Origin of the sequence: Flavobacterium sp. XS2P24, assembly GCF_030010285.1 — a bacterium.
Classification (GTDB): domain Bacteria; phylum Bacteroidota; class Bacteroidia; order Flavobacteriales; family Flavobacteriaceae; genus Flavobacterium; species Flavobacterium algoritolerans.
This window is the reverse complement of record NZ_JASCRU010000001.1, coordinates 238,838-260,969: the sequence shown is the minus strand read 5'-3', so window position 1 is coordinate 260,969 and position 22,132 is coordinate 238,838. Positions and strand designations below refer to the sequence as shown.

Here is a 22,132-nt window from a genome sequence, read left to right as displayed (position 1 = left end):
TGGTAATTGATAGTTGATTTTACAAATCAATCCCTTTTTTCTGGGCACTGCTTTGAATTGCGGCTTCAATAATTTGCATCACATGAACGCCATCTTGTGCCGTTACCGGTTCTATAGCATCTTGTGCAATTGAATTGTAAACGCCGTCAAAAAAGGCATAATAATTCCCCTGAAGAGTTGGGATATATTCTTTTACTATTTCGCCATTTATTTCTGTGTGTAAAAGTCCTTTTTTATCTGAAGATTCCGTTCCCCAAGTATCCAAGTTCGGTTTCATTCCTAATTTTAATTCGTCTTCTTGTACATCGCCACGCGCTTTTAGGAAAGAGCCTTTCTTACCATGAACCACAAAAGACGGAATGGCTTCGCGAACAAAAAAACCAGCTTTTAATCGGACACGGAAATGGGAATAATACAATAAAATATCAATGTAATCATCTACCAAAGAATGTTCTCGTGTGATGCGAATATCCGCAAAAACCGATTGAGGCAAACCAAACAAGCACAATGCCTGATCAATTAAATGTGGTCCTAAATCCTTCAGAATTCCAGCACCAGAATTCGCCGTTTCTTTGTGTTGTTTTGGACTTAAAATCGGATTATAACGATCAAAATGGAATTCGGCTTCCACAATTTCGCCAAGGACATTATCTGAAATGATTTTTTGTACCGTTTTGAAATCACTGTCCCATCTTCTATTTTGGAAAACGGACAGTTTCAATCCTTTTTCTTTGGCCAAAGCCGCTAATTCCTGCGCTTGAGCAACAGTTGTGGTAAATGCTTTTTCGACCAAAACATGTTTTCCAGCCAACAGCACTTTTTTAGCATATTCGTAATGTGTATCTACGGGCGTATTTACGACCACCAAATCGACATCATCTTGCAATAACTCTTCAATCGTGGCGTAACTTTTCACCGAAGGATAATCCTGATGAATTAATTTTTTAGTTCGTTCCCAAGAACCTAGTAGTTCAAATCCGGGATGAAAATTTAAAAAAGGAGCATGAAATACTTTTCCGGACATTCCGTAGGAAAGCAAAGCAGTTTTTATTTTTTGCATGGTATTATTTTATAAAATACGAATTTATACTTTTTAATCTTAAGACTTATTATTCAAATTTTAATCACTTAACGAATATAAGTTCATCGAAAAGATGGGTTTTGTTATTTAATTTTAGCTCTTTCGTATTGTTTAGGCCATTGAATATCCGCCTGAAGTTCCTCGGCAAATTTCAATCCTAAATTTGGATTTCTAAGTGATTCTCTAGCAAATAACACTAAATCTGCTTTTCCTGAAGCAATAATTTCCTCGGCTTGAGCGGCTTCGGTGATTAAACCAACTGCGCCTGTAAGGATTCCAGTTTCTTTTTTTATACTTTCGGCAAAAGGAACTTGGTAGTTTGGGCCCAACGGAATTTGTTGGTGCGACACTAATCCTCCCGAAGAAACATCGATCAAATCCACTCCTTTTTCTTTTAATATTTTCGAAAGTTGCACTGATTCTTCAGCATTCCATCCGCCTTCTGCCCAGTCTGTTGCCGAAATTCTAACAAATAAAGGTAAGTTCTCCGGCCATTCCGATTGAACTGCATCCACAACTTCGAGTGTCAAACGGATTCGGTTTTCAAAACTTCCACCGTAAGTATCCGTTCTAAAATTGGACAAAGGCGAAAGAAACTGATGCAACAAATAGCCGTGAGCTGCATGAATTTCCAGCACTTGAAAACCAGCTTGAACCGCTCTTTTAGTAGATGATTTAAAGTCGGAAATTACTTTTTCAATTCCCGTTTTATTTAATGCTATAGGTGTTTTTTCGTTGTCATGGTACGCTACAGCACTTGGCGCAACAGTATTCCAACCACCTTGTGAATCGTCTAGTTTTCTTCCGCCTTCCCAAGGAGCCGCAGCGCTTGCTTTTCTTCCGGCATGCGCCAATTGGATTCCTGGAACGGATTTCTGACTGATAATAAATTGATTAATCTGCTGCATTTTTTCGATTTGTTCGTCTTTCCAAAGTCCTAAATCTCCGGGAGAAATTCGACCTTCGGGAGAAACTGCAGTCGCTTCCTGAATAATTAATCCTGCTCCACCGGTAGCACGACTTCCCAGATGTACAAGATGCCAATCATTGGCAAAGCCATCTTGAGCAGAATATTGACACATGGGAGAAATTGTAATTCTATTTTTGAGCGTAATGCTCTTTATTTGGAGTGATGAAAACAATTGAGATGACATACCTTTTATTTTAATATAATTTAAGTGAAGATAAAGGAAATTTCCTTTTTGGAAAAGTAAAGTTAAGGGACAACGACGAAACTAGGAATTGAATTTCTATTAATTAACAAACATTTAAAATGGTATGGAACAATTATTGTAAAATAAACAAATAGAAAACCTTACTTTTGTGAGTTAAAAATTAAATTAATAAGAGGATTAGATTGCTTCGTTCCTCGCAATGACAAATAAATGGACATAGTTATCAAGCTTTCTCAATTTTTATTGAGCTTATCATTACTTATTATACTTCACGAATTAGGACATTTTATTCCTGCTAAACTGTTTAAAACCAGAGTCGAAAAATTCTACTTGTTTTTTGACGTTAAATATTCCCTTATAAAAAAGAAAATTGGCGAAACTGAATACGGTATCGGTTGGTTGCCTTTGGGCGGTTATGTAAAAATTTCCGGAATGATTGACGAGAGTATGGACAAGGAACAAATGGCTTTGCCTCCGCAACCATGGGAATTTCGTTCTAAACCGGCTTGGCAACGTTTGATTATTATGTTGGGTGGTGTTACCGTCAATTTTATTTTGGCTTTCATTATATATATAGGAATGGCATTTGCTTATGGCGATACTTATATTGCTAATGAAGATTTGAAAGACGGACTTTTGATTGAGAATCCAGCGATGAATAAAGTAGGTTTTCAAACTGGAGATAGAATTATTGCTATTGATGGTGAAAAAATCATCAAGTATGACAATGAGATGAATATCAAAATCATCATGGCTAAACAAGTCTTGATTGAAAGAAACGGAATAGAACAAACTATAAAAATACCGGTTGATTTTGTGGATCAATTGTCTAAGTTAGAAAAAGGTACTTTAGTTTCGATTAGAAAACCATTTGCCATAACTTCAATTTCTGAAGGTTCATTGAATACTAATTTACAACCAAAAGATATTATTTTGTCTTTAAATGGACAATCGACCAAATATTATGATCAGGTAACTTCGGTTTTGGAAAAGAATAAAAACAAAACTATTTCGGCTGTTGTTTTAAGAGATGAAAAACAAGTTCCGTTGCAACTTATTGTTTCTAAAGATGCAACATTAGGAATTGGCATCGGAAGCTTAGGAATGGAATCATTAGAGAAACTGGGATACTATAAAATCAGCAAACAGGAATTTAGTTTCATGGAATCTATTCCGGTTGGTATTACTAAAGGAAAAGATCAATTAGTAGGATATGGAAAACAATTGAAAATGATTTTCAGTCCAAGTACGGGTGCTTACAAACAAGTAGGTGGTTTTAAAGCGATATTTGATATTTTTCCTAATACTTGGAGCTGGGAAGTTTTCTGGAACATCACCGCTTTATTATCCATTATGCTTGGTGTAATGAACTTATTACCTATTCCGGCACTTGATGGTGGGCATGTAATGTTTTTATTATATGAAATCATCAGCGGTAAAAAACCAAGTGATAAATTCTTAGAGAATGCGCAAATGGTTGGTTTCGTATTACTTATAACACTGTTGTTATTCGCTAACGGAAACGACATTTACAAGTCAATTGTAGGGAAGTAAAAAAAATTAATTTTTTTTTAATTTTTGCTTGCGAAAATCAAATTAAGCCCTATCTTTGCACCGCTTTACAAGTGAAACACACTTCACCAATAAGCAACAAAAAAACGTTCATTCATTATCAGAATAAAAATATACAGTTTCCTTCTTAGCTCAGTTGGTTAGAGCATCTGACTGTTAATCAGAGGGTCCTTGGTTCGAGCCCAAGAGAGGGAGCTTTTTAAAAAGACTTTACAGCAATGTAAGGTCTTTTTTGTTTTTACTAAATACCTCTACTTTCTCCTCTACAATTTTTACATATATTTGTTTTTAAGATTAATCCTATAAAAGAGATTTGTAATTTACTTTTAAAAGTATTTACAAAATAAGCATTAACAAAAAATAATTTTTATTAACACTTTCTGTTAACAAAAAAATATATATTTGCATGAAAATTACGTTTGATGATAACAAATTAAGAAAGTATGCTAATGACGACCGATTAGCAGAAAATAAACTTGGAAAACGAGAAGCTGGACTCTTCAAACAGCGACTTGATGATTTAACAGCAGCACAAACTTTAGAAGATGTTAGAAATTTACCTGGCAATTACCATGAATTAGTTGGGAACAGAAAAGGACAATGGGCTTGTAATTTAGTCCATCCTTATAGATTAATTTTTGAGCCTCATGAAGACCCAATCCCTACCAATGAGGACGGTCAACATCTCTGGATAGAGGTAAAAGGAGTTGAAATAATTGAAATTGAAGATTATCACTAACAAAAAAAACAAATGGCAACAATTACCCAATATTATCCTCAAACAGTTTCACATCCTGGAACAACTTTATCAGAAATTCTAACTGAAAAAGAAATGGGAGCAAAAGAATTTGCAGTGAGAACTGGAAAACCTGAAAAAACAATTTCAGATGTTTTGAATGGAAAAAGTAGCATTACGCCTGAAATGGGAATTTTATTTGAACAAGTATTAAAAATTCCTTCTCATTTTTGGATTAACAGACAAAGAACTTATGATGAATATTTAGCACGAATTGAATATCAAAAAACAATAGAAGAAGGTATAGAATGGTCAAAAACTTTTCCTTATGCTAAAATGGCTTCATTGGGGTGGGTTGAACCAACCACAAAAAAAGAAGAAAAGGTTATTAATTTATTTGAATATTTTGAAGTTTCTAATACTAAAGGATATTATGATTTTTATCATAATCAAAAATTATTAGTCAATTTTAGAATCTCATTAAAAGAAAATGAAAACGCTGGAGCTATTGCAGCTTGGTTAAGACAAGGAGAAATTCAAGCGGATGCTTTTACTATTCCAGAATTTGACAAAAAAAAATTAACTAAAATTTTGCCAAAATTAAAAGCAATTATGGCATCGCAACCAACTGATTTTTTTAGTCAGATACAAGTATTGTGTAGCTATGCTGGTGTAAAAGTGGTTCACACACCTTGTTTGCCAAAAGCACCAATTCATGGTTCTACAAGATGGTTAAATGATGTTCCTTTAGTACAACTAAGTGGTCGTTACAGAAGAAATGATATCTTTTGGTTTACCTTTTTTCATGAAATTGGGCATATTTTGCTTCACGGTAAAAAATATATTTCAATTGAAAATATTGAATATGATGGAGAAAACCAAATTTATGAAAATGAAGCAGATATATTTTCGGCAGATTTACTATTGAATAAAGAGCAAGAAAATGAAATAACCAATAACGCTATTTTAACAGAAAATGATGTTGTTGAATATGCTAAAAAATTCAAAACGCATCCTGCAATTATTATAGGAAGATTGCAATATTTAAAATTAGTCCCTTTTGGTCTAGGTAATAACTTGTTTAATCCTATTGATTTTTGTTCTTAATACAAAGTAAAATGTATTCATAGATTCCTATATACTTCATTGTTTATTTCTTCACCTATTTTTACCATAAATAAAATCAGGACTGTCAAAATTCACATCCCTAGATGTTGTCGAGGTGAACAAGAACAAAATGACAAATATTACTAAATAAAAAAAATGTCCGAAGTAGGATTGCATAATTTATTATATTTTTAATTTTATAGACTTTACAACAATGTCGAGCTTTTTTATGCACAGAAATTAGGAATTTCTGATTTTTCAGGGATTAAAATTTTAAAAAATTCGTTGACCGCAATTATGGATTGGGTTTTCTACTTCACCATTTCGGTAACAATCTTTTTTGCTTCATTCGAATTACCCCAGCTTGCGATTTCATGCAAAACAGGCATCAAACTTTTCCCCGAATCGGATAACGTATATTCTACTCTTTGCGGGCTTTCTTTAAACTCTTTTCGTTCAATTAATCCTAAAGTCTCTAATTCTTTTAATTCATTAGAAAGCACTTTGTTAGAAATAGCAGGCATTAATTGGTTCAGTTTCCCGAACCGCAATGAACTTTCACCAATACAATTCAATATTATAGGCTTCCATTTACCTCCAAAAATGGACATGGCTCTTGTTACAGGACAATCATAAGGGTTTTCTATATATCTCATATAATTTGTAGTAACCTACTGGTTACCGGTATTTAATTTGTTGGTTACAAATATACACTAATGATTGTAAATTTGTAAAAACTATAAAAACAAGAAACATGAAAAAGATTGTATTACTTCTGACCGTATTTTTATCTATGAGCAATTTGAATGCACAAACAACAACAGTAGATATTCTTAAAGACTGGGAAAGAGCCAAAGCGTATACTAAAGAATATCTGGATGCAATGCCTGAAAGCGGCTATTCCTTTAAGCCAACAAAAGAAATGCGTTCTTTCTCAGGTCAAGTTTTACACTTGAGCGATGCGATATATGGTTTTGTGGGTTCCGCAACCGATGAGAAACCCCCAGTAGGTTTCGGAGATTTAGAAAAATCCGGTGATGAGAACAAAGCAAGCGTTACCGCCAAAGTAATGGCTTCTTATGATTTTGCTATTAATGCTATCAAAAAATATCCTAATGCAAAACTTTCGGAGCCTATTAAATTGTTCGGACAATTTGATATGAACAGAGAGCAGGTTTTAAACAAATGTTTTGAACATCAAACCCATCATAGAGCTCAAACAACGGTTTATTTGAGATTAGTGGGCGCTACACCTCCAGCTGAAAAATTGTTTTAAAACCTACATATGAAAATCAATAAAAGGATTTGGCTGGCAATTATTTTGCTGGCTTCCATAAATATATTTGCTCAAGAAAATACTAGTGAGAAAAAAATTGGTATACATTTATATGTGAATCCAAATGTAGGAAAAGATGATTCCGATGGTACAAAGGACAAGCCGATTAAATCATTACCCGAAGCGGCGAAACGGGTCAACAAAATGATTGGAGAAGGGACTATTGAAGTGTATCTGTCATCCGGAACGTATGGCTTATCTGAAACAGCCGCTTTTAATCCCGTGAATTGGAAATTTTCAAAAAAGGATCGTTTGATTATTCGTGCTGAAATTTTACCTGATAGCACGGTTTGGAATCCAAGTAAAATGCCAATTATTATTTCAACAATGCCTTTTAACTTAGAAATAAATGATAAAAAGGAAGTAACAGGTGGTTCGAATTATGGCATTTTGATTGAAACCAGTCATGTGACAATTCAAGGATTACGTATATTGGGAGAACCAGTACACGAAAAACCTTCTGAAGGAGCATTAGTTCGAAATTATCCTATCGTTTGGGACGGTAAGAATTTAAGAGATTTGAGAATAACACAATGTTTGTTTTTAGGCAACAAATTTGCTTTGCCAAATCACTTAGGGATTCTAGCTAGCGGTAAAGAATTAGAGGTTGACCATTGTGTTTTTTATGGTGTTAAAGATGCTGTTGTTATGTGGAATACACCGGCAGATCAATGTACAATGCACCACAATTTGATTTTAAATAGTTATGGAGCCGTCGTATGGACGTGGTCCACAATGGAGGATTTTAAATTTTATAATAATGTAATCAGTGGTGCCAATGTATTGTGGGTTCTAGAAAAAGAAGCAAAAAATGCTTACACGATTCAAAATTCTATGTTGGTTGGCTATAATAAATTAGTGAATAAAGGTGGTGGTCCACAAGATTTTGGAATCCCAGCCGATCCAAAAAAATTAAAGTATAATTCAGATTTTAAGATTAAAAAAGCGGGAAGTTTGGCTGTTGAAGAAGATCAAACCAGTCGTTATTATTTACAATTGAAGCCGGGAACATTAGGAACTGCCTATAATGCAGGATTATTTTATAAAGTAAAGTAGATGAAAAAAGTAATAGTATTTTTAGTAAATGTAGTTTTTTGTTGTGGTGCGTTTGCACAAAAACCGTTACGACATTTTATACAGCCACCAAATGTAATTAATACCATTCCCTATGGTAATAATCCACAGGCAGGGCATTATGTACAATCTAAAGATGCCAAAATTTACTATGAAGTATACGGCAAAGGGCAACCCATTGTAATATTACATGGCGGATTGTTTGGTTCAACCGTAGAAATGGCAAAAATCATAGATAGTCTTTCAGTTGATTTTCAGGTAATCGCTGTTTCTACCCGTGGGCATGGGAAATCGGAAATAGGAACCGAACCATTGACATTAGAACAAAGAGCGAATGATGTACTGGCAGTAATCCAAAAAGTAACTTCAGAAAAAGTAATGATTCTTGGATTTAGTGATGGCGGATTTACCGCTTATAAATTTGGCTCGATGTATCCTGATAAAGTTAAAAAAATGATTGTTATAGGTGCCGGTATTTTATATCCCGGATTAAGGGATTTTAGTTTTAACTTCAATCAAGCGATGGAAATGGATGCGGAATTTTGGGCACAACAATGCGACTTAATGCCAGAACCGAATCGATTGAAAGAGGTGTTTCAGCAAATTGCAGCTTGTTATAGCCAACTTACCGTAGGCACCGAATTACTAAGCACCATTCAATGTCCCGTTTTAGTGATGGCGGGCGACCGAGATGAGGGCAACTCCGTACAAAATGTTTTAAATGCCGCATTGCTAATTCCCAATCATCAGTTAGCGATTATTCCAAATGCAGGACATCCTGCTTTTATTGTGAATTTTAACGCGACTTGGGCAAGTATAATTCCGTTCATAAAAGAAAACTAAATCCGTTCAAGATGAAAAAAGCACTTATATTGAGTATCCTTATTTTACAAATCACGGGACTATTTGCTCAAAAATTTATCTGGGATAAACATGAATTTGAAGCTGTAAATACCAAAGCAGAAATCGTAAATATGGACGGTGTTAAAGTCTTAAAAGTGGAGCGTGATTTAATTGCCTTTCCTTTTGACGAAAAAAACATAGACACTTCAACGGATGGTCCTACATACGTTAAATTAACGAATGTTGCTATGGAGAACGGGACGATTGAAGTTAAAATGTTAAGCCGAATCATGGAAAATTCCCCTTTTCCTGCTGCGCGCGGATTTATTGGCGTAGCATACCGCGTAAATCAAGAGAATAAAAATTTTGATGCTATTTATCTTCGTCCAAGTAATGGGAGAGCCGATGATCAATTGAGGCGCAACCACACCGTTCAGTATTTTTCCTATCCAGAAAATACCTTTAGCCGATTGAGAAAAGAAGCGAACGGTTTATATGAAACCTATGCCGATATTGGTTTAAACGAATGGATTGATGTGCGTATTGAGTTTCAAGATGAAAAGGCAGTTTTGTACATCAATAACCAAAAATCGCCTTCGTTTATCGTTACTAAAATGCTGGGGACTTCTAAAACTGGCAGTATTGCACTTTGGGTTGAAATAGGAACAATAGGATATTTTAAAGATTTAAAAGTGACGAAGAAATGATTGATTCTTAAACCTGATGATTTTTGGATAAAAAACCCGACAGTACTATCGGGCTTTTTTATGGCTGAAAATTTGCAATTGCTTTTTATGTTTTCCACAAATTCGTTGACCAGATTAAATTTGTACTTTTCAACTATTTATCTCAATACATTTATTTTTTCTCAGATGAACTAGAGCTATCTGTCGATATTCTATAGGAAACTGCCGATTTCGATTTTAGGACTTAATATATTCCGTACATTTATTTTTAAATTGTACCGGATGAAACCATTTTCAGTCAAAGACATTTCGATTTTTTCAAAAGCTTTACTCTTTCTTGGGTTGCTTATAGTTCAAAGTATGCCGCTATACATGAATATTAGTTTTCCAATGGAATTTTGGATCAAACAAATCTTCATGTATATTTTATGGATTTCCGTATTTTATCTTACCTATAAAATAATCATCCCTACTCTTTTATTTCAAGGCAAGAACGGCTTTTTCTTTATTGCAATATGTATTCTTATAGTATCAGTTCTTTACATTAGTGACACTTTCAACTCACTCATAAACCTTGATGCTATTTTAAATCAGCATTTTAAAATTTCGAAAAAAGATAACTTGCAAGGTGCTTTAATATCAAATTTAAGCGAAATCATAATAACCTTATTAATTGTAGGAGCCAGCACAGTAATAAGTGTTGCCAAAAAACTGCAAGTGGAAACCCAAGTGCGACAAAATCTTGAAAAGGAAAAAGTCACTTCGGAATTATCATTCCTGAAATCCCAAATCAATCCTCACTTTTTTTTCAATATTCTGAACAGTATTTATGCTTTGGCGGGTACCGAAAACCAACCGGCACGAGAAGCAATATATACTTTATCACACATGATGCGCTATGTGCTTTATGATACTAAAAACAACTTGACAACGCTAAGCAAAGAAATAGGTTTTGTAGAAGATTATCTTAAATTGATGGAACTCAGAATAACAGATAAAGTGCAGGTAATATTTGAAAAACCTACAAGTATCAAGGATGTGGAAGTAGCGCCAATGTTGTTTTTACCTTTTATCGAAAATGCCTATAAACACGGAATCAGCGGGATTTATCCAAGCTATATTTACATCGGAATTGAGCAGTCCGAAAAATTTCTCCAAATTGAAGTCCGCAATTCTATATTTGAAAATCAAACCCTAAGCAAAGAAGAAAGCAACGGAATTGGTTTAATCAATACCCGCCGAAGACTCGATTTGATTTATCCGGGCAAGTATGAATTGTCTACTAATGAAGATACCCTTCAAATGGAATACTCGGTAATCTTAAAATTACAAATCTCATGATATTAAAATGTATCGCGGTTGATGACGAGCCGCTGGCGTTACAAATTCTAGTTTCTTATATAGAACAAACACCCTCTTTATCATTAGTAGGACAGTTTTCGAATGCCATCGAAGCATTAAAAGCAATCCATGAACAGGATATTGACCTAATTTTTCTTGATATTCGAATGCCGGACATAAACGGAATTGAACTGGCAAAAATTGTCGAACAATACCGTGTAAAAGGGAATTTAAGAATCATATTTACAACGGCTTTTGACCAGTACGCGCTTGATGGTTACAAGGTAGATGCACTTGATTATCTTTTAAAACCTTTTAGTTTTGTTGATTTCAGTAAATCAGTTGCAAAAGCGCTGGGTTATTTTGAGCTCATCCGAAACCCGGAACAGGAAATACAGAAACTGAGTCCACCAATTCCCGAGACTGAAGTAGCTTATATTTATCTGAAATTTGAATACCAGCTCGTTAGAATCGCAGTCGATGATATCATTTATGTAGAAAGCATGAAAGATTATGTAAAAGTATTCCGCCTCAGCGAAGACAAGCCTTTATTGTCACTGACAAGTATGAAATCACTGGAAGAAAAGCTTCCTGAAAATAAATTTATGCGCATTCACAGGTCTTATATTGTATCGCTTGATAAAATAAAATCTGCTACAAAAAACTCCGTCCAAATTGACAAAATCACCATTGCTGTCACTGACCAATACAAAGATAATTTCATGAAATTTTTCCAAGACTGGGCTTAAAAGTTTGGATTGTAAAAATTCCGTCGACGTTCTCCGCCTCTCTGTCGAATGTGCTGGCATATGTTCCTCTTAAGATGTTGCTTTGTACCGTAATCCAAACGAATTTATTGAAATAATTCTAATGGATTTGGAACTTAAAATATCTTGAAATGAAAAAAATCATCCTTATTACCGTAATGCTTTTTGCTGTTTTATCTGTAAAATCCCAAAATTTTACTGGAACGAACAGTTTAAAAGGAAAAATTTCTGGTACCGTAATCGATTCGATAACTCAGGCACCGGTAGATTATGCTTCGGTAAGCCTTTTCAAAATTAACTCAACGAAACCAGTAACAGGCGTTTTGACCGATGCTACCGGAAATTTCAAATTGAGTGAAGTTGAAGCTGGAACCTATACTGTCACCATTTCGTTTATTGGCTACAATGACAAAACTATTAAATCCGTAATTACAACAGATGCAAAACTGGATCTTGAGATTGGGAAAGTAATTCTAAGTCCGGAAACAAACACGTTGAAAGAAGTTGTTGTGGTTGGAAAAACGCAACAAGTAACAAACAAGATTGATAAAATTGTTTACAACGTAGAAAAAGATTTGACGGCAGGTGGCGGTAATGCTACAGATGTTTTGCAAAAAGTTCCTATGGTAAATGTGGATATTGACGGCAATGTATCCATTCGTGGAGATGCAAATGTACGTGTGCTTATCAACGGAAAACCATCGGGAGCAACTTCTGCCAACCTTGCGGATGTGTTGAAAACAATACCGGCTGACCAAATCAAAAATATCGAAGTGGTTACTTCGCCATCTGCAAAATACGATGCCGAAGGATCTGCCGGAATCATAAACATTATCACCAAACAAAAAAGTGTTTCAGGAGTAAGTGGCTCCGTAAGTGGTGGTATTGGCACGAGACAAAATAACCTTAATGCCAACATTAATTATAACAAAAATCGTTTTAGCCTTTCGGCAAATGTTGGATTCAATAATGGTTGGCCACAAGAATCCGATTCCGAATCGAATCAAATTTTGAACAACAGCACCGCCAACAGTTTACAGACAACCAAAGGTACTAATGAAGTGCAACGTAGTGGCGTAGTAGCATCTGTAACGGCAGGATATGATTTTAATGCTTTCAACAGTTTAAGCACAACCTTTAGATATAATGACGGAGGATTTGAACGAACAGGTACAAATGAAAATCAGTTTACTGATTATATGAATCCTTCAAATAGTACTGTTTATACGGGACAAAGCAGCGCAAAAAACTCTTTTGGAGGATTTGACTGGAATCTGAATTATGCCCATAAATTTGCAAAGGAAGGACACGAACTTACCTTTTCATCACAATGGAGTCACAATATAGTGGAGACTAATTATCAAAATATTTACTCTGGTTTTTATACCAATCAAAAAGCAAATAATGACGGAAATAATGATGAATACACGCTTCAATTGGATTACACCTTGCCGGTAACTGAAAAATTCAAACTAGAAGCTGGAGGTAAAACAATCATCAGAAAGATTTCGAGTGATTTTCAAAATTACGTTCCTAATGCACAAAATGCATTTATGTTTGACCCAATCAGTTCTAATTTATACAATTACGATCAGGATGTTGCGTCGCTTTATACAGTAGGAACGGTTACTTTACCCAAAGGTTTTACTGTAATGGCAGGTGCGCGTTTTGAAAACACAGCCATCAAAGGTGATCCTACAAATGCGCTGCAAACCGATTTAAGTCCATTCAAAATTAACTACGGGACATTTATTCCAAGTTTTACCGTACAGAAAGCATTGTCAGCATCGTCTTCTTTAAAATTGACGTACAGCAAACGTATTTCAAGACCAAGCTTTACCTACCTCAACCCATTTATTAATAAATCAAATATTCAAGCACAAACACAAGGAAATCCAACCCTTGATCCTGAAGTTTCACAAACTGTAGAATTTGGATATTCCACATTTTCGCAAAAGCGTACGCTGAATATTTCGGCCTATTATAGATATACATCAGACTTAATTGAAGGTATTGCAACACCTTTGTCAGATGAGACAGGAACAATCACTAATTATCAAAATATTGGAAACAATAAATCGTTTGGAATGAGTCTTTTCGGTTCTGTAAATCCATTTAAAATATTGACTTTACGTGGAAATTTTAATGCCTTTACCTACAAACCGGATCCAACAGGATTATATAACCTGGAACAATCTTCGAATGGTACATCGATACAATATTCTGCGTTCGTGAGTGGGACACTTCAATTTAAAAATGACATTTCTGCGGAAGCTTTTGTAATCCAAAATTCTTCTAAGAAAACGCTGCAAGGCACCAGTCCAGCTTTTAATTTAATGGTTTTTGGAGTTAAAAAACAATTGTGGAAAAAAACGGCATCCTTTGGATTGAACATGGTATCGCCATTCAAAAAGGATTTAGAATTTAAACAAAATTCAAGTGGACAAGGCTTCAGCCAAAGCAGTACTTTTAAATTTCCAATTCGTTCTTTTGGAGTTACATTCAGTTATAATTTTGGTTCAATGAATTTCACTGGCGCTAAAAAGAAAGGGGTTAATAATGATGACCTTAAAGAAGGAGATCAAAACAATCAAGGTGGTATGCCTGCCATAAAATAAGACTGTAGAAATAGAATACTATTCCAAAAGGTTTCAAGAGAGTATCTTGAAACCTTTTTTTATGCAAGGCTATTCAAACAAATAAAAAGAGTTATTTTTCTTTTATATTTTTAAAATTTCGATATTTACCTTATTAAAAATAAATTAATGATGATACGAAGAAGATTTATTGGTTCCGCAGCTTTATTTGGAGTTGCCGGTATTATGGGCTTTGCAATGCGTCCAAAGAAAAAATTCTTGTTGCACCATGTATTTTTTTGGTTAAAGAACCCACAATCAGAAGCTGATAGACAACAATTGATTACTGGTTTGAAAACTTTGGCGGGAATTCCAACGATTCGTCAAATTCACGTGGGCGTTTTAGCTTCGACCGAGAAACGGGAAGTTGTAGACACTTCTTGGGATGTTTCAGAGCTGATGTTTTTTGATGATGAGGCCGGACAAAAAATATATCAGGACCATCCTATTCATCAGGATTTTATAAAGAACTGTTCTCATTTATGGGAAAAAGTAGTGGTTTATGATGCTATAGATGTATAAATATTGAAGGTGTTGGCTATTGCCAACACAAGAAAAACACAACTAAAAAGGGTTTCAAGAAATAAATCTTGAAACCCTTTTTTATGCGCACTACTTTAGGTAACTACGGAATTAATCGATCCCTACGAAGCTGTTCAAACAAATCGTAAAAGGAATCTTCCGTTCTTTGAAAAACAGGAAATCCGAGTTTACGACTTTTAGACATATCTGTCATGACTTCAATTGGTCGCCCTAAGTCAAGATCAGTATGCCACGCAGAAGCCAATTTATTTAAATCAGACTCTTCAAGAGCATATTGAACGGCAATATTTTTCCAAACGGGAGCTTCCTGTTTCATTTGTTCTTCTAGTGGATGAATTGTGCCATCAAACCCTATTGCTTCAATCCCGAATGATGCCGCTATTTTTTTCCAAAGCCATTTCCAACGGAAAAAATCTCCATTTACTACATTGAATGCTTCGTTACGAGCCGCTTCTGTAGTGGAAGCCCATATTAAATGTTCTGCCAATACTCTGGCATCCGTAACATCTGAAAGTCCATTCCACTGTGCTGCCGAACCCGGCCACTGAAATGGCTTTCCTGTTTCTTTACAAATGCTGGCATATACCGCGAGCGTAGTGCCCAGATTCATTAAGTTGCCTACCGCTTTTCCTATAACCGTATGCGGGCGGTGAATGCTCCATGTAAAACCATCTCGCGCTGCAGCGGCATACACTTCATCTTCTTGGGCATAATAAAAATTCTCTATTTCAAGACGCGGTTGCTCTTCTCTAAGTGGTGTTTCAGGCAAAAATCCTTCTTTGGCGTAAGCCTCAAACGGCCCAAGATAATGTTTCAGTCCTGTAACAAGCGCTACGTGTTGCACTGAATTTTTAGGCGATAATGCTTCGAGAAGGTTTCTGACCATTAAGCTGTTCACACGTATGTTTTCGGCTTCAGAGTCCTGGCGCATCCAACTTGTAATGTAAATGTGTGTGGGAGAAATATCTTTTAAAGCTATTTTTAAATTCTCCAAATCCAAAAGATCTGCAGCAACTGGCTGAAGGTTTTCTATGTCTTTTCTTGGGTTTCTGGCTAAACCGAAAGTCGTCCAGCCTTTGGCAATAAGTTTTTCTGCGAGATTGCTACCCGTTATTCCGGTCGCTCCAACTACTAACGCTATATTTTCCATAATTCTATTTTAAAATTTTATGAAGTACAAAATTCGAAAACATTCAATGGATTATAAAGGACATACCTCACAGAAAATTTGTGACCTATATCACATCAATGTGACAAACGACTCAATGTTTCTCTTGAAATACCAAGATAAGATGCTATCAAAGTTTTAGGAATGCGGTGAATCAAATCTGGATATAACTGGATAAATTGCGTGTATCGTTCCTCTGAATTCTTACTCATCAGTGATAGAATTCGGTTTTGAAGCGCAATATTACCAGCGGTCATTTTTTGCAAAAAGAAGAATTCCATTTTCTGCAACTCGGCACACAGCTTTTCTCTGTTATCAAGAGTGATATAATAGGTTTGCGCGTCTTCTAAGCAGTCAATATTGAGTGTGGCATTCTGGTTATTATAAAAACCCTGATTATCCGTTATCCACCAATCTTCCATGGCAAATTGCAAAATATGGCTTTTACCTGATTTGTCTATATAAAAAGATTTCAACAGCCCTTTTACAACAAAATGAACATACGGAACAGGATTTTCCTGCTGAACAATGTATTGATGTTTTTTATACTTACCAACAGAAAAGTGAGAGAGCACCAATCGAAATTCATCATCGTTTAATGGTACAATTTTCTCAATTTGTCTTCTTAAAATTTCTTCCATACCTCCTTTTGTTATTACACGGATAAAAATACAATTAAAAAGGGACGATTAGGATCTATTACCAATCTTGAATACATAAATATAAACCCTTAAGGCTAATACAAAGAAAAATAACCCTAAATTTTAGTATCAATCTGGCATCTCAATTCTATTTTTGAAATATGAAGAAACGCTCTATCTCCAAATTATTTCGATTATTTTAGATTAGTACAGCTGCGAATCATGTGCATTGAGTAGCATCCATTTTTTATCGCTATTTAATTTAAAAGTACCAATATGTTCTTTGTTCCATTCGTTAGGACCAATTAACGAAAGAAAATTTACGCCTTCAGCATCTCTGTACAAATGATAGATTTCCCCAATAACGGGTTCAAATAAAAATTTAGCACTGTATACTAATTCGTTCCATTCGTATTCCTGCATCAGTTTTTCATATTGCAGTTTCAGTTCATTAAATTTATTGCCTAGCTCTTTATTCACATTATCAATTCCTCTGCTTTTCCAGGAAACCACGTCATCAACTCTAATCACCGGTGCTCCAACTCCAGTTGCATAAGGCAGAACATTGGCATTATATCCTGCTTCGACTGTGTATACAACATTATCTGGTTTTTTATTTTCCATTTACTTTTTCTTTTATTTTAAGATAATTAATTAACCTGAGTAATTAATTAATACCGACTAGTTTCATGTATAATTTTTTAAAGATGAATTCGAAATATTTATTCGTTCAAAAGTATTCTTTGATTCCCAAATTTTGCTCAAAACAAAAGCCGACTCACAAATTTTAAAAAACGATTATTTTGTTTAAACATAACGACGCAAAGTTAAACAAAAAAACATAAATACTCAACACAATTTGAACCTTAAAAGGCAATAATTAATTTCGTTTTTGCATCATATTGATGGGCCCAAAAAATATTTTTTCAATGTATTTAAATAACACAATTGTTTTTTACATTTGGAAACTACAAAACGCTATTAGACTGATAAATAAACCATCATTAAATCAAAAATTCTTCTTCTTACGTCTTTATTGTTACTACCTGTATCATTGAATGCGCAATCCAAATAGACTCAGTTTTGTTTAAAAATATATGTTTCAAAGTATTTTTTGTGCTTTTTATGATTTCATTGCGTATAATTGACACGTTGTTCATATGTTTGCAATCTATTTTAAAGAAAAACCACAACAATTCCATTTTATGAATAAAACTTTACTTGTAATTATTGCCACTCTTTTTTGCACCTTTGCTCATGCTCAATCTGCCAGTTTTGAGGCGAGTACTGGGGGATTCTCTTTTATTCCTGCTTTTACTTCTGAAGATCCGCATTTAATAATTAATGCTGGAACAAATGAAAACAAAAAGCTTTCGTTTCACCTATTATCCACGATACGATTAAGCAATCTAATTCCCAGAAGCGTCGTTTTTATCTCCCGATATAAAATAATTGACAAAAAATTAAAAGTAAACATAGGAGTTCATTTACCTGCATTACAAATTAGTGAAGATTATCTTGTGGATACATTCTTTGCCCAAGAATTAATCACGAGTTATGAATTGTCCAAAAGAGTTTCGATAGGCACGTTCTATTTGCATGGCAATGGGAAGAACAATGATTTTGAGGCTAATTTTTTAGCTTTTAACACTACTGTAAACAAAGGCAATTTTAGTTTTGTATCTCAATTATACGGTTTGGATTTAGATAATACGTATGGTGTTTCTGAAACGATTACATATAAAATAAATAAAAATATTGCTGCCAGAGGATTTGTGAATAAGACAATATCTGATGGCAAATTCAATTGGACTTTAGGACTTAGGTATAACTTGTAAATCAAAAGTATTTTCAAAAACGGACCACATTAGAGTTTTTGTTCTTCTAAATCAAATCCGTAAGAAGCAATACCTAAATTATTGTTTTACTAAAGCATTGTGTTTCAGCGAGACTTTATTTGTTATATTTGAAATAGCTATTGCATTTTTTTTCATCAAAATTTACTATTTCTATGAAACAAAACCACTTTTCCAAATGGTGCATTATTTTAGTGTCCTCAATAAGTTTACTGTCTTATGCTCAAAAAACAGAGAGTCACAATACATTAACTGACGAACAGAAGCAAGAAGGTTGGTCATTGCTTTTTGACGGAACAACTACAGCGGGTTGGCACATTTATAATCAGGAAAATATTAAGTCCGCTTGGGCGGTTATTGATGGGGAGTTAATTTGTGATCCCAATACCCAAAACGTCCAACGCGGCGACCTCGTTTCAGATAAAGCATATGATAATTATGATTTGACTTTTGAGTGGAAGATTACCAAAGGGGGAAATAGCGGTGTATTTATCAATGTTCAGGAAGCGGCCGAATTTCCTACAGCCTGGACTACTGGTCCTGAATACCAACTGTTGGATAATGCAAATGCCTCAAGCCATAATTTGAAAGATGGAAAGCGCTTATCCGGTTGTATTTATAGTTTGTCTCCATTAAAAAATAAAGTACAGTCGAAAAAATTTGGCGAATGGAATACTTCTCGAATTCTTCAACAAAATGGCCAAATTACATTTTGGTTAAATGGTGTATTAACGGGCCAGGAAGATATGAAGAGCGGTCGTTGGAAGGAATTGGTTGCAGAAAGTAATTTGGGAAAATTTCCGTCTTTTGGAAAAGCAACTAGCGGTAAAATTGCATTTCAGGATTGGGCAAATGGAGTATCTTTAAGAAATATCAAAATAAAAGAGTTGGAGTAAGCATTCATAATTATAGAAAATAATACGTAAAAGACTATCGGTACTGATGGTCTTTTTTGTTTTTGTCTCATAATCAAAATGCCTTTTACTTATTATAACCATCGTAAAACCTATATTTTTAGTTAGTTATAGCTATATTTTAACAATGTTTTTTTATATCATTGTGTTGATGTGACACATTATTTGTTATATTTGAAATCGTTTTCGTAAATTTAACGGAAACAGAAAAGAGTGTCAATTACAATTTTGCCTTTTAAAAACAAGATTAAAAAACATAAACCACTATAATTTAGCTATTTAATTACCAAAAACAAGAACCAAGATATGAAAAAAAGAATTGTATTACCTGCGTTACTTTTACTTGTTGGAACGCAAACGTATGCCCAAAAAAAATGGACAGAAACGCCTAAAGACTCCCATAACATTGTTCAAAACCAAGGTGGACAAACATTAGGATATTCTCCAAAATCAGGAATTAAAATCATACAAGCAGACGGCTTGGCTTTTAAAGACCTCAACAAAAATGGGAAATTAGATATTTATGAAGATTGGAGAAAACCGGTAGCGGAACGTGCCAAAGATCTTGCCTCTAAAATGACGGTAGAACAAATGGCCGGGTTAATGTTATACAGCAGGCATCAAGCTATTCCAGCTCAGGAAGCAGGAATGTTTACCGGAACCTATAATGAAAAACCATTTTCTAAAAGTGGTGCAAAATCATCTGATTTGTCTGATCAGCAAATTGCATTTTTAACCAAAGATAATTTACGCCATGTACTAATGACATCTGTTGAAAGTCCAATAGTTGCTGCAACATGGAATAATAATATACAAGCATTAGTGGAAGGTATTGGAATGGGAATTCCTTCCAACAACAGTTCTGACCCAAGAAATGGAGCTAATAAAGACGCCGAATACAACGCAGGTTCGGGTGGAGCTATATCACAATGGCCGGAAGAACTAGGATTAGCTGCTACTTTTGATGCCGCTATCACGGAACAATTTGGTGCAATTGCTGCCAAAGAATACAGAGCCATGGGAATCACCACAGCGCTATCGCCACAGATTGATTTGGCAACAGAACCAAGATGGAATCGTTTTGTGGGTACTTTTGGCGAAGACCCAAAACTCGCGACTGATATGGCAAGAGCGTATGTAGATGGGTTTCAAACATCACCAAAATCGATTAATGCGTATGAAGGATGGGGAAATCAAAGTGTCAATGCGATGATTAAGCACTGGCCAAGTGGTGGTCCGGAAGAAGGAGGTCGTGATGGACATTTTGCTTATGGAAAATTTGCAGTATATCCAGGAAATAATTTCGAAACCCATTTAAAACCCTTTACAGATGGTGCTTTTCAGTTAAAAGGAGCTACTAAAAAAGCCTCAGCAGTCATGCCGTATTACACTATTTCGTATGGTCAGGATAAAAAATACGGTGAGAATGTGGGTAATGGATTCAGTAAATACATTATTACAGATTTGTTAAGAGACAAATACGGGTATGATGGAGTCGTTTGTACCGATTGGTTAATTACTGCAGATGAAGGCGCTAAGCCAGATATCTTTTCAGGGAAATCTTGGGGTGTTGAAAAATTAAGTGTTGCCGAAAGACATTATAAAGTCCTAATGGCGGGTGTAGATCAATTTGGCGGAAATAACGATATTAATCCAGTGCTGGAAGCATACCAAATGGGTATAAAAGAGCACGGAGAATCATTTATGCGCAAACGTTTTGAGCAATCAGCAGTTCGTTTGCTTTTGAATATTTTCAGAGTGGGATTGTTCGAAAACTCCTATTTAGATCCTAATGAGACCAAAGCTATTGTGGGAAAACCTGATTTTATGAAAGCAGGTTATGACGCGCAATTGAAGTCGGTTGTGATGATTAAAAACCAAAATAAAACGTTGCCAATTGCAAAAGGTAAGACGGTTTATATCCCGAAAAGAGTTACTCCGGCAGGAATCAACTTTTTTGGACAACCATCACCAGAAAAAATTGAATATCCGGTTAATCTAGAATTGATTAAAAAATATTATATGGTAACCGATGACCCAAATAAAGCGGATTTTGCTATCGTATTTATCAAAAGCCCGATAAGTGGCGGATACAGCAGAGCCGATAGAGAAGCTGGTGGAAATGGATATGTGCCCATTAGTTTGCAATTAAAAGACTATACCGCAGTCGATGCCAGAGCACAAAGTATTGCTGCCGGAGATCCTGTGATTGACCCAACGATTACCAACCGTTCGTATTTGAATAAAACGTCAAAATCAAATTCGTCCCCAGATTTAAACACCATTCTGGAAACGAAGAAAGCGATGAATGGAAAACCGGTATTGGTATCTGTGAATATTTCCAATCCGATGGTTTTTGGAGAATTTGAAAAAGAAGTCGATGCAATCGTGGGAGAATTTGGCGTACAAGTAGAAGCTTTATTGGATATTGTTTCGGGTAAAACAGAACCTTCCGGATTGTTGCCTTTACAAATGCCGTTGAATATGACTACCGTTGAAAAACAAATGGAAGACGTTCCTCACGACATGACACCCTATAAAGATGCTACTGGAAATGTGTATGATTTTGGTTTTGGATTAAACTGGAAAGGGGTAATCAAAGATGCCAGAACTGCAAAATACAGCGTCAAGAAATAAACAAATTATATTTAAACCA

General features: G+C 35.0%; 20 protein-coding genes and 1 tRNA gene. 15 read left to right on the top strand and 6 right to left on the bottom strand.

Annotated features, from left to right (window positions below; translation table 11 throughout):
• Positions 1-19: 19 nt before the first annotated feature.
• Both QLS31_RS01175 and QLS31_RS01170 read right to left on the bottom strand, forming a co-directional pair.
• Positions 20-1,060 (bottom strand): Gfo/Idh/MocA family oxidoreductase, encoded by a 1,041-nt coding sequence (locus tag QLS31_RS01175; protein ID WP_282741937.1) that lies wholly within the window; start codon positions 1,058-1,060, stop codon positions 20-22.
• A gap of 104 nt (positions 1,061-1,164) precedes the next feature.
• A complete protein-coding gene (locus QLS31_RS01170; RefSeq protein WP_282741935.1) occupies positions 1,165-2,235 on the bottom strand; it encodes an NADH:flavin oxidoreductase/NADH oxidase in 1,071 nt (356 codons plus the stop codon).
• A gap of 231 nt (positions 2,236-2,466) precedes the next feature.
• Here QLS31_RS01170 and rseP point away from each other — a divergent pair, with 231 nt between their 5' ends.
• The 4 genes from rseP to QLS31_RS01150 all read left to right on the top strand — a co-directional run bounded on the left by rseP (position 2,467) and on the right by QLS31_RS01150 (position 5,671).
• Positions 2,467-3,810: an RIP metalloprotease RseP gene (gene rseP, locus QLS31_RS01165; protein ID WP_282741933.1), complete on the top strand. Its 1,344-nt coding sequence runs from the start codon at positions 2,467-2,469 to the stop codon at positions 3,808-3,810.
• Positions 3,811-3,949: 139 nt separating this feature from the next.
• Positions 3,950-4,023, top strand: a tRNA-Asn gene (locus tag QLS31_RS01160).
• A gap of 211 nt (positions 4,024-4,234) precedes the next feature.
• Positions 4,235-4,567: a type II toxin-antitoxin system RelE/ParE family toxin gene (locus tag QLS31_RS01155; RefSeq protein WP_282741932.1), complete on the top strand. Its 333-nt coding sequence runs from the start codon at positions 4,235-4,237 to the stop codon at positions 4,565-4,567.
• Positions 4,568-4,579: 12 nt separating this feature from the next.
• A complete protein-coding gene (locus tag QLS31_RS01150) occupies positions 4,580-5,671 on the top strand; it encodes an ImmA/IrrE family metallo-endopeptidase (RefSeq protein ID WP_282741930.1) in 1,092 nt (363 codons plus the stop codon).
• 311 nt (positions 5,672-5,982) lie between these two features.
• On the opposite strand, the gene QLS31_RS01145 is transcribed toward QLS31_RS01150, so the two are convergent.
• The gene (locus QLS31_RS01145; protein WP_099714018.1) at positions 5,983-6,327 is read right to left on the bottom strand and encodes a helix-turn-helix domain-containing protein; all 345 of its coding nucleotides are present in this window, start codon (positions 6,325-6,327) and stop codon (positions 5,983-5,985) included.
• Between the two features lie 98 nt (positions 6,328-6,425).
• On the opposite strand from QLS31_RS01145, the gene QLS31_RS01140 reads away from it, so the two are divergent.
• From QLS31_RS01140 to QLS31_RS01105, 8 genes are all read left to right on the top strand, one after another.
• Positions 6,426-6,947, top strand: coding sequence for a DinB family protein (locus QLS31_RS01140; protein ID WP_282741928.1), 522 nt, complete (start codon positions 6,426-6,428; stop codon positions 6,945-6,947).
• Positions 6,948-6,956: 9 nt separating this feature from the next.
• Positions 6,957-8,063, top strand: a complete 1,107-nt coding sequence (locus tag QLS31_RS01135; protein WP_282741925.1) for a hypothetical protein — start codon at positions 6,957-6,959, stop codon at positions 8,061-8,063.
• Positions 8,064-8,924 carry an alpha/beta hydrolase gene (locus QLS31_RS01130; protein ID WP_282741923.1) on the top strand — a complete coding sequence of 287 codons (861 nt, stop codon included), beginning with the start codon at positions 8,064-8,066 and terminating at the stop codon, positions 8,922-8,924. It abuts the gene before it with no gap.
• A gap of 11 nt (positions 8,925-8,935) precedes the next feature.
• On the top strand, positions 8,936-9,631 hold the full coding sequence (locus QLS31_RS01125; protein ID WP_282741921.1) for a hypothetical protein: 696 nt from the start codon (positions 8,936-8,938) through the stop codon (positions 9,629-9,631).
• 261 nt (positions 9,632-9,892) lie between these two features.
• A complete protein-coding gene (locus QLS31_RS01120; protein WP_282741919.1) occupies positions 9,893-10,951 on the top strand; it encodes a histidine kinase in 1,059 nt (352 codons plus the stop codon).
• Complete coding sequence (locus QLS31_RS01115; RefSeq protein ID WP_282741917.1) at positions 10,948-11,700, top strand: LytTR family DNA-binding domain-containing protein; 753 nt, start codon at positions 10,948-10,950, stop codon at positions 11,698-11,700. Before QLS31_RS01120 ends, QLS31_RS01115 begins: the two co-directional genes overlap by 4 nt.
• A 149-nt stretch (positions 11,701-11,849) precedes the next feature.
• A complete protein-coding gene (locus QLS31_RS01110) occupies positions 11,850-14,336 on the top strand; it encodes a TonB-dependent receptor (RefSeq protein WP_282741915.1) in 2,487 nt (828 codons plus the stop codon).
• 147 nt (positions 14,337-14,483) lie between these two features.
• On the top strand, positions 14,484-14,876 hold the full coding sequence (locus tag QLS31_RS01105) for a Dabb family protein (protein WP_199074759.1): 393 nt from the start codon (positions 14,484-14,486) through the stop codon (positions 14,874-14,876).
• A 103-nt stretch (positions 14,877-14,979) separates the two neighbouring features.
• On the opposite strand, the gene QLS31_RS01100 is transcribed toward QLS31_RS01105, so the two are convergent.
• The 3 genes from QLS31_RS01100 to QLS31_RS01090 form a co-directional block, all read right to left on the bottom strand.
• Positions 14,980-16,047 (bottom strand): SDR family oxidoreductase, encoded by a 1,068-nt coding sequence (locus tag QLS31_RS01100; protein ID WP_282741913.1) that lies wholly within the window; start codon positions 16,045-16,047, stop codon positions 14,980-14,982.
• 95 nt (positions 16,048-16,142) lie between these two features.
• Positions 16,143-16,706, bottom strand: coding sequence for a Crp/Fnr family transcriptional regulator (locus tag QLS31_RS01095; protein WP_282741911.1), 564 nt, complete (start codon positions 16,704-16,706; stop codon positions 16,143-16,145).
• A gap of 204 nt (positions 16,707-16,910) precedes the next feature.
• On the bottom strand, positions 16,911-17,330 hold the full coding sequence (locus tag QLS31_RS01090; RefSeq protein WP_282741910.1) for a DUF2452 domain-containing protein: 420 nt from the start codon (positions 17,328-17,330) through the stop codon (positions 16,911-16,913).
• A gap of 581 nt (positions 17,331-17,911) precedes the next feature.
• On the opposite strand from QLS31_RS01090, the gene QLS31_RS01085 reads away from it, so the two are divergent.
• The 3 genes from QLS31_RS01085 to QLS31_RS01075 all read left to right on the top strand — a co-directional run bounded on the left by QLS31_RS01085 (position 17,912) and on the right by QLS31_RS01075 (position 22,113).
• A complete protein-coding gene (locus tag QLS31_RS01085; protein ID WP_282741908.1) occupies positions 17,912-18,544 on the top strand; it encodes a hypothetical protein in 633 nt (210 codons plus the stop codon).
• Positions 18,545-18,717: 173 nt separating this feature from the next.
• Positions 18,718-19,458, top strand: a complete 741-nt coding sequence (locus tag QLS31_RS01080) for a DUF1080 domain-containing protein (protein WP_282741906.1) — start codon at positions 18,718-18,720, stop codon at positions 19,456-19,458.
• 324 nt (positions 19,459-19,782) lie between these two features.
• Positions 19,783-22,113 carry a glycoside hydrolase family 3 N-terminal domain-containing protein gene (locus QLS31_RS01075; RefSeq protein WP_282741904.1) on the top strand — a complete coding sequence of 777 codons (2,331 nt, stop codon included), beginning with the start codon at positions 19,783-19,785 and terminating at the stop codon, positions 22,111-22,113.
• The last annotated feature ends 19 nt before the right edge of the window (positions 22,114-22,132 follow it).